An 8722-nucleotide genomic window follows, 5' to 3' on the forward strand; every position below is an offset into this window, starting at 1 on the left:
TCTGGTCGGTCAGACCTTCGCCAGTCCGGTCGGCATCCGCCGCAGCCGGCCGGTTCCCGGAACCGATGTCCAGACCGCAAGAGCGAGCAGACCGTCGACGACGAGAGTCAGCACGGCTACCAGAATTGCGCCGACCAGCACCCGTTGGTAGTCGTACAGCGCCAGGCCGTCGAAGATGTAGCGGCCGAGTCCGCCGAGGTTGACGTAGGCGGCGATCGTCGCAGTGGCGATGATCTGGAGAGTGGTGTTGCGCAGCCCGCCGAGGATCAGGGGGAGTGCGTTCGGAATCTCGACCCGAAGCAACACCTGGGTTTCCGTCATCCCCATGGCACGGGCGGCGTCGACCACGTTCGCGTCGACGTTGGCGATGCCGGAGTACGTCCCGGCCAGTAGCGGCGGAATGCCGAGCAGCACCAGCGCGATGATCGGCGGCACCAGTCCCAACCCGATCACCAGAACCAGGAACACCAGGATGCCGAGGGTGGGCAGCGAACGTAATGCGTTGACGAGGCCCACGATCACGGCTTCACCGCGTCGTAGATGGCCGATCAACAAGCCGATGGGTATGGCAATCGCTGCCGAGACCAGTACTGCCAACAGGCTGTACCACATGTGCTCGATCAGTCGTGCGCCGATTCCCGTTGGGCCGGACCAGTTTCCGCCGTCGAAAATGTACGAGAACGCCTCCGAGAACAGATTCATGCGCGTGCCTTCTTGTTCGACGAGCCCGTGCCGAGGCGCGTCCACGGGGTGAGTCGACGACCCAGCAAGAACAGGGCTGCGTCGAACACCAACGCCAGGAACACGATCGAGATGATGCCCGCGAATATCTGGTCGGGATAGTCACGCTGGTAGCCCTGCGTGAACAGTTGACCGAGGCCGCCGATACCGATCACCGAGCCCACCGAGACCAGTGAGATGTTCGTGACCGCGACCACCCTGATGTTGGCGATGAGTACCGGAAGTGCCAGGGGCAGTTCGACGGTCACTGCTCGTCGCAGTGTCGAGTAGCCCATGGCCTCGGCGGAATCGACCACGGCAAACGGTACCGAGTCGAGTGCCTCGGGTACCGCGCGCACCAGCAGTGCCGTCGAGTAGACGGCCAGAGCGATCACGACGTTCAGCGGATCGAGAACGGGGAGACCGATCACTGCCGGGATGGTGACGAACAGCGCCAGCGACGGAAGGGTGAACGCAATACTGGCCACCGTCAACGTGATTCGACGAACCCAGCGGGTGTTGCGAATGACGGTGCCCAACGGGATGGCGATCAGCAATCCGACGAACAATGGAACGAGCGAGAGATACAGGTGTGTCTTCGTGTAGCCGAGTACGACATCGAAATTGTCGAACAGCCAGGTCACTGGTCGTCCTTGCCGAGCGTCACAGGATTGTCGGGGCGATGTGCCTCGAAGTGGTGCCGGTTGCGCTCCGCGTCTTCCGACTTGCGTTGTACGGCAAGGTTTTCGAGTATTTCCGCGCCGTCGACACTGCCGACGGCCGCCCCGGACGAATCGACCGCGACGCCGATGCCCGACGGCGACGAGATCGCGGAGTCGAGTGCCTGCCGCAGATCACCGCCCTCGAGGAACAACGACCCGCCTGCAGCTGTGCTCTCGTCGATACTGCGGCCGTCGCGCACTTTCTCGACGCCGGTTGCATCGATCCATCCGAACGGACGTCGTTGCGAATCGACCACCAGAACCCACTGACCCTGGTCGAGCCGAAGACTGCTCACCTCGTCCTGCGTGGCCGTCTCGATCGGGTGCATCGTCACCGATTGCGCCGAGCGGAACTGCAGACCTCGGTAACCGCGGTCGCGACCGACGAAACCGGCCACGAACGGCGTGGCAGGTGCCGCGAGGACGGTCTCGGGCTTGTCGTACTGCTGCAGGCGGCCCTGTGGTCCGAAGACCGCGATGTGATCACCGAGCCGAACGGCTTCGTCGATGTCATGGGTGACGAAGACGATCGTTTTCTTCAGATCGGCCTGCAGGCGCAGCATCTCGGTCTGCAGTTCCTCGCGAACCACCGGGTCCACGGCGCTGAAGGGCTCGTCCATCAACAGGATGGGCGGGTCGGCGGCCAAAGCTCGCGCCACGCCCACCCGCTGTTGCTGCCCACCGGACAGTTGCGCCGGATACCGCGAGGCGAACGCCGGGTCCAGGCCGACACGTTCGAGGACGTCGAGTGCAGCCGTGCGTGCTGCGCGACGAGATTGGCCGTTGAGCACGGGCACAGTGGCGACGTTGTCGACGACAGTGCGATGCGGGAGCAAACCGGCACTCTGAATGACGTAGCCGATTCCTCGGCGCAATTTCACGGCATCGATGTCCGCGATGTTGCGACCGTCCACCGTGATCACGCCCGAGGTGGGTGTGATCATGCGGTTGATCATCCGCATCGAGGTGGTCTTACCGCAGCCGGACGGCCCCACGAACACGGTGAACGAGTGTGGCTCGATCACCAGGTCCAAGGAGTCGACCGCCGTGGTGCCGTCCGGATAGGTCTTGTTGACGTGCTCGAAGGTGATCATCAGCTGACCGGCTGGTCCAGACCCTTCTCCTTGACCCAATCCGCCGCTGCTGCCGCGGGTTCGACCTTCTCGTCACCGGACACTCGCGTGTTCAGCGCAATCAGTTCCTCGGTGGTGATCTGCGCCGACACGGCGTCGAGCACCTGAGTGAGCTTGTCCGACTGCTTGGACGTGCGCAGCACCGGAATGATGTTCTGCGCAGCGAAGTTGTTCTCCGGATCCTCGAGCACGACGAGATCGTTCTGTGCGATCGAGGGCGCGGTGGTGAAGATGTCCGCGGCGACGACCTGACCGGAAACCAGCGCCTCGACGGTGGCCGGGCCGCCCCCGTCGGAGATCGGGATGTAGTTGCCGGGCGAGATGTCCAGACCGTACTTATCGCGCAGACCGGGCAGGCCGCCGGTGCGTTCCTGGAATTCCGGGGTACCGGCAAAGGTCACCTCGGAGGAAAACGGAGCGAGGTCGCCGATAGTGGTGAGGTTGCGCTCGGTGGCTGTCTGGCGAGTGACGACGACGGCATCCTTGTCCTCGCCGGGGGCCTGCGCCGTCACGGCAAGGTCGTCGCCCAGTGCCGCAGGCAGGGCCGCGAGGACGTCCTCGGAGGACGTGGCCGTCGCGGACTCGTCCAAGTACTGCAGAAGGTTGCCGGTGTAGTCGGGGATCATGTCGATCGACCCGTCCCGCACGGCGGGAATGTAGGCCTCACGGCTACCGATGTTGAGCTTGGTGCTCACCTCGAAGCCATTGGCGCGCAGAGCCTCGGCGTAAATGTTCGCCACCGTCTCGGACTCGGGGAAGTTGGCGGAGCCGACGATGATGGAGTTGGTGTCGCTGTTGGTCTCGCCGCCACCGCTCGAGAGTGGTTCCGAATTGCCGCCGCAGGCGGTCAGAGCGGTGACCGAGAGAGCGAGCGCGGCAACAGCTGCCACTGCCCTCGGAGCGGAGAACGCACGCGTGAGTCGGGAGGTGGTCATGGTGTCCTTCCATCGGTTCGGGCACAGTCCTACCCATCTCCGCCGATCGGCCCCGGGGGCATCGGCAGAACCAGGACTCGGGCTGCTCGGGATGGTAGTCGAAATAGCCGTGCCCATAAGGTTGGTTCGACTACCGTCTCGTTCGCACTAGTGCCCCGCGGTCGGGATCGGTAAACCACACGGGCAATGAACAGGAGAAAATACAGTGCGCTCGTCGGTTCTGGCCACGGCTGTGGTGGTGTCGATCGCCGGACTCCTCGTCGGCTGCAGTGCCGTGACCGAGCCTGCTACCGGTCCTGTCGTCGTCGGATCCGGCAGTTCGGACATGTCCCGGTTGCTCGCGCAGATCTATGCCGGTGGCCTGCGGTCGACGGGAGCGGACGTCGAGGTGAAGGAAAACCTGGGCGACCGTGCCGACTATCTCGGAGCGCTGGACCGCGGTGAGGTGACGATGGTTCCCGACCTGACCGGAGACCTGTTGCGCACCTACGACACTCTGTCCGCGGCAACCGAGGCCGAGGACGTCTACACGGATTTGAACCGCTCACTGCCCGCCGGACTGTCGGTCGGGGACTACGCGACGGCCGAGGATCGAATCGCCATCGCTGTGGCGTCGGGTGGTGAATCGGACGACGAGACGGTGACGGAGTTTCTGGGTCGTGAGGAAAGAACGGTGGGTATCGTCGACGGCCAGGTCGATCCGATGGACGTCTTTGCGCAGGGTATGAGGAGTCCCACGTTCACGGGGGCGTCGTTCACCGATGTGACCCCGTACGCCGATGCGCAGGCCGCCTTCGACGGGGTGAGTGCCGGGGAGGTCGACGTGCTGGCGATTCGTACCGCATCGTTCGGCCCGCTGGCGAAAGATCTGACAACCCTGCCCGACGACGATCACGTCTATCCAGCGCAGAACGTCGTTCCGCTCTACCGCAACGGAGTGATCGGCGATAGTGCCTCGAGGTCGTTCTCGGTGGTGGCGGGGGAGCTGACGACAGCGGACCTCGCCGACATGATCGGCGAGGTCCGCAGTGGTGCTTCGTCAGGCGATGTCGCTGGCCGCTGGCTCGGTGAGCACAACCTGTGAGCCGCTGTTCGCAGAGGCCCTGACCTTGCGGCCCAGATACGCGCCCATGTGCTGGACGGCCTGAGCGGCCTCCCGCAGAATCGACGCCTGCAGATGAGCCACGTGCCAGAGCTTCTTGTACTCGACGTGTTCGAGTTCTGCTCCGGACAGGCGCAGCTTGTCCGCGAACGCGGTGATCTGTGCGTACAGGACCTCGTCGGTGCCGACGTGCATGACGATCGGCGGCAGGCCGTCCAGGTTTCCCAGGAGCGGCGCAAAGCCCTGATCCATCGGATCGCCCGCGCCGAGGTAGGCGTCGGCCGAGCTGTAGGACCAGCCGGTGTTGACCACCAGATCGCGGTCCTTGGGAGCGTCCCGTGCGCCGGGATCGACCCACGGCGAGATCAGTCCGAGGGCGGCAGGGCTCGTTCCGTCGTCCACCAGACGACGGGCGGTAGCCACCGTCAGACCGCCGCCGGCCGAATCGCCCGCGATGGCGATGCGATCGGCAGTAAAACCGTGTGATCGGACCAGCTCACGGAATGCGGCCACCGCGTCGTCGAGTGCGGCCGGGTACGGGTTTTCCGGTGCCAACCGGTAGTCGAGGACGTAGACGGCACTCGCCGATTCCCGGGCCAGGTGCGCAGCCAAGGAGCGGTGCGTGTTGATCGATCCGATCGTGTAGGCACCGCCGTGGAGATACAGAATCGCGGTGTCGCGTTCGGTCGCACCGACGGTGACCCGCTCGGCTTTGCGGCCCGCGAGGGTCATCTTCTGCGCGACGGTTCCGTGCGGAAGCGTCTGCGCCGGAGCCGCGGCCTCGAGGAAGCGGCGCTGCATCCGAAACGACAACCGCGGATTGAGGGCGGCTCGGTAGAACGGCTTGAGCGCTGCCGCAACGATGGGCAGGGGAACGTAGAAGGACTTCATGGTCGGTGCTCGCCTACTTCTTCGTTCGCGGCAGCGCGCGCTTGGACACTGCGGCGATCAGGCCCTGGTAGCGCGAACCGGTGATGCGCTGCAGCAGATCCAGGGCAATGGCGTCGGAGCCGATGAGTACTCGGCCCTTGCCCTTCTCCACGCCCTTGAGGATCGTTTTGGCCGCGTCGATCGGGGTGGTCTTGGCGAGCTTGGTATCGAAGAACTTGGCGAAATCGGCCTGGTCGTAGTTCTCCGCGACGGTCGCGTTGCGGGCGATTGCGGTCTTGATGCCACCGGGGTGCACCACGGTCACCTTCACCGGAGCCTTGGAGATCAGCATCTCGATGCGCAGGGATTCGCTGAACCCGCGAACGGCGAACTTCGCCGCGTTGTACGCCGACTGTGAAGGGATGGCCAGCAGGCCGAAGAGGCTGGAAATGTTGATGATGTGGCCGTCGCCGGAGGCCTGGATGTGCGGTAGGAAAGCCTTGGTGCCGTTGACGACTCCCCAGAAATCGACGTCGACGATGCGCTCGATGTCCTTGAACGAGGACTTGTCGACGTCACCGTGGTACGCAATACCGGCGTTGTTGTAGATCTGGTTGACCTTGCCGAAGTGCGCAACGACGGCCTCGGCGTAGTCCAGCACGGTCTCGCGCTGGGAGACATCCAAGAAATCCGACTTGACCTCGGCACCCAATGCCTCGACGCGTCGGACCGTCTCGTCGAGTCCGGCGGTGTCGACGTCGGACAGTGCCAACTTCGCTCCTCGGCCGGCCAGCTCGAGAGCCAGTGCCCGGCCGATGCCCGAACCTGCGCCGGTGACGACGGCTACCTTGCCAGTGAATGTGCTCATCGAGCGGCCACCTTGTCTGTGTTGTTGCCCGCGGTCTTCGCCGAGGTTCCGGAAGTGATGTCTGCCGTGGCGACGCTACGGTACGCATCGAGATCGAACTGCTTGGTGATTCTGCGGAACTCGAAAGTGAAGCCCGGCCACAATGTCGTGTTGTTGCCGTGCTTGTCGAGGTACCAGCTTGCGCAGCCGCCGTTCATCCACACGCTCTTGGACAGCTGGTCCTGCAGGGTCACGTTGTACTCGTCCTGCACGTCCTTACGCACTTCGATGACGCCGATGTCGTGCTTGTCGATGGTGTTCAACGCGTCGACCAGGTAGTTGATCTGCGATTCGATCATGAAGACCATCGAGGTGTGTCCGAGGCCCGTGTTGGGGCCCACCAGGAAGAACATATTGGGGAAGTTCGCAACGGCCGCACCCTTGTAGCCCTGCTGGCCACCGTCTTCGAAGGTGTCGGCCAGTGTGCGACCGTCCTTGCCGACGATGCCCTTGTAGGCAGGCGAATCGGTGACGTGGAAGCCGGTGGCGACGACGAGTGCGTCGATCGGCCGCTCGGTGCCGTCCTTGGTCACGATGGATCCCTTGCGGACCTCCGCGATGCCGTCGGTGACGAGGTCGACGTTGCTCTGGGCGAGAGCGGGGTAGTACGCGTTCGAGATCAGCATGCGCTTGCAGCCGATGCGGAAGTTCGGCGTCACCTTCGCGCGGAGCGCCTTGTCCTTGATCTGGGTGCGCAGGTGATTCTCCGCCGCCCACTGCAGGGGCTTCATGAAGGCCTGCGCCTTGGCCAGTCCGACGACCTGAGTCTCACGCATCGCGTAGATGCCGGCGCGAGAGAGGCGCTGGAAGCCGGGCACGTGCTTGAAGGCGAAGCGCTCGAGCTTGGTGTACGGGCGATCGGCGCGGGGAAGGATCCACGGCGCCGTGCGCTGATACACGTCGAGGTGCTGCACCTGGCCCGCGATGGCGGGCACGATCTGGATTGCCGACGCGCCGGTGCCGATGACGGCGACGCGCTTGCCTGCGAGCGACACGTCGTGATTCCACTGCGCCGAGTGGAAGACGTCACCCTCGAAGTCGTGAATGCCCTTGATGTCGGGCAGGTTCGGCTCGCACAGTGCACCGACGGCCGAGACGACGATCTTCGCGGTGTAGTTGCCCGAGGTCGTCTCGACGTCCCAGCGGTTGGACTCGGCGTTCCAGCGAGCCGAGGTCACGTCCGTGCCGAACACGTGCTTGTCCATGACGCCGTACTTGCGCGCCACCCCGGCGATGTACTTCTGGATCTCGGGCTGTGTGGAGAACGACCGGGTCCAGTCCGGATTCAGCGCGAACGAGTACGAGTACAGGTGCGACGGCACGTCGCAGGCGGCACCGGGGTAGGTGTTGTCGCGCCAGGTGCCGCCGACGTCGTGGCCGCGTTCGATGACGACGAAGTCCTGCTTGCCTGCCTTCGTCAGCTTGATTGCGGCACCGAGGCCGGCGAATCCGCTGCCGATGATCAGCGTATCGACGTGACGCGGCGTCGTTGCACGGTCCGAAGTGTCTGTTACGGGAAGACTCATGTAGGGGAGCGTAGAAGCTTATTGAGTGTGAGTCAATAGTTATTGACTAATATTCAGTAGGGTGGTTGCATGGCGATCGTGAACAGCCCCGGCGCGACGACGAAGAGGACCAGACTCAGTCCCGAGCAACGCCGAGCTCAGCTGATCGAGCTCGGCACCGAGATGCTCGCCGACCGGCCACTCGAACAGATCTCCGTCGAGGACATCGCTGACCAAGCAGGAGTTTCGCGAGGCCTACTGTTCCACTATTTTTCGTCGAAGCAGGAGTTTCACCTCGAAATCGTTCGCGAGGCCTCCCGATCGATGATCGAACGCACCGCACCTGACCCCGGCCTCGAACCCTTCGAGATTCTCCGCGACTCCATCGCCAACTACGTCGACTACGTCACCGAGAAGCGCGACACCTTCATCTCCCTGCTCCGGGGCACCGCAAGCGGAGACCCTCTGATGCGCGAGGTTTTCGAGCAGACCCGCACCACCATGGCCGAGCGCACCCTCGTCCAACTCGCCAACCTCGACATGGAGGTGACCCCCACCATCGACCTCGCCGTCCGTGGCTGGATCGCTTTCGTGGAGGAAGCAACCATCACCTGGCTGCGGGATCCCCACATCAGTCGTGACGAACTCATCGACCTCAATGTCAACGCCCTGCCTGCCGTCGCCCTGGCGCCGAGCATGATCTCCGCACTCCTGGGTGGCGACGCTGACGCCTGATCGCCCGCTCGCCCCGCCCCCGCCCCCCGCCCCCCGCCGGGGCTCTCGCTGCCCGGGTCTGGATCAATGCGCCATTGTTGCAGTCTGACTGAC

At 64.1% G+C, this 8722-nt stretch carries 9 protein-coding genes; 2 read left to right on the forward strand and 7 right to left on the reverse strand.

All coding sequences use genetic code 11. The features are described from left to right. Nucleotides 1–9 precede the first annotated feature (9 nt). Genes AC5WEY_RS20960 through AC5WEY_RS20975 form a run of 4 tightly spaced genes read right to left on the reverse strand, consistent with a single transcriptional unit; the run spans nucleotide 10 to nucleotide 3510 of the window. Nucleotides 10–702 (reverse strand): ABC transporter permease, encoded by a 693-nt coding sequence (locus AC5WEY_RS20960; protein WP_057475401.1) that lies wholly within the window; start codon nucleotides 700–702, stop codon nucleotides 10–12. Further along, entirely contained in the window at nucleotides 699–1364 is a 666-nt protein-coding gene (locus tag AC5WEY_RS20965) for an ABC transporter permease (protein WP_495647346.1), read from the reverse strand. Before AC5WEY_RS20965 ends, AC5WEY_RS20960 begins: the two co-directional genes overlap by 4 nt. Further along, nucleotides 1361–2536, reverse strand: coding sequence for an ABC transporter ATP-binding protein (locus AC5WEY_RS20970; RefSeq protein WP_495647347.1), 1176 nt, complete (start codon nucleotides 2534–2536; stop codon nucleotides 1361–1363). The genes AC5WEY_RS20965 and AC5WEY_RS20970 overlap by 4 nt, the downstream gene beginning before the upstream one ends. Continuing rightward, the gene (locus tag AC5WEY_RS20975) at nucleotides 2536–3510 is read right to left on the reverse strand and encodes an ABC transporter substrate-binding protein (RefSeq protein WP_495647348.1); all 975 of its coding nucleotides are present in this window, start codon (nucleotides 3508–3510) and stop codon (nucleotides 2536–2538) included. Before AC5WEY_RS20975 ends, AC5WEY_RS20970 begins: the two co-directional genes overlap by 1 nt. 205 nt (nucleotides 3511–3715) lie before the next feature. On the opposite strand from AC5WEY_RS20975, the gene AC5WEY_RS20980 reads away from it, so the two are divergent. Then, nucleotides 3716–4594 carry a glycine betaine ABC transporter substrate-binding protein gene (locus tag AC5WEY_RS20980; protein WP_495647349.1) on the forward strand — a complete coding sequence of 293 codons (879 nt, stop codon included), beginning with the start codon at nucleotides 3716–3718 and terminating at the stop codon, nucleotides 4592–4594. Here the strand turns inward: AC5WEY_RS20980 and AC5WEY_RS20985 are convergent. From AC5WEY_RS20985 to AC5WEY_RS20995, 3 genes are read right to left on the reverse strand one after another with little or no spacing between them, the layout of a single operon-like run. Beyond that, nucleotides 4550–5503, reverse strand: coding sequence for an alpha/beta hydrolase (locus AC5WEY_RS20985; RefSeq protein WP_495647350.1), 954 nt, complete (start codon nucleotides 5501–5503; stop codon nucleotides 4550–4552). The genes AC5WEY_RS20980 and AC5WEY_RS20985 overlap by 45 nt on opposite strands. A gap of 13 nt (nucleotides 5504–5516) precedes the next feature. After that, nucleotides 5517–6350 carry an SDR family NAD(P)-dependent oxidoreductase gene (locus AC5WEY_RS20990; protein WP_032394119.1) on the reverse strand — a complete coding sequence of 278 codons (834 nt, stop codon included), beginning with the start codon at nucleotides 6348–6350 and terminating at the stop codon, nucleotides 5517–5519. Then, nucleotides 6347–7915, reverse strand: coding sequence for a flavin-containing monooxygenase (locus AC5WEY_RS20995; protein WP_495647351.1), 1569 nt, complete (start codon nucleotides 7913–7915; stop codon nucleotides 6347–6349). Before AC5WEY_RS20995 ends, AC5WEY_RS20990 begins: the two co-directional genes overlap by 4 nt. A 69-nt stretch (nucleotides 7916–7984) precedes the next feature. Here AC5WEY_RS20995 and AC5WEY_RS21000 point away from each other — a divergent pair, with 69 nt between their 5' ends. Continuing rightward, complete coding sequence (locus AC5WEY_RS21000) at nucleotides 7985–8629, forward strand: TetR/AcrR family transcriptional regulator (protein WP_495647352.1); 645 nt, start codon at nucleotides 7985–7987, stop codon at nucleotides 8627–8629. Nucleotides 8630–8722 lie beyond the last annotated feature (93 nt).

The organism is Rhodococcoides sp. S146-33 (assembly GCF_059489205.1).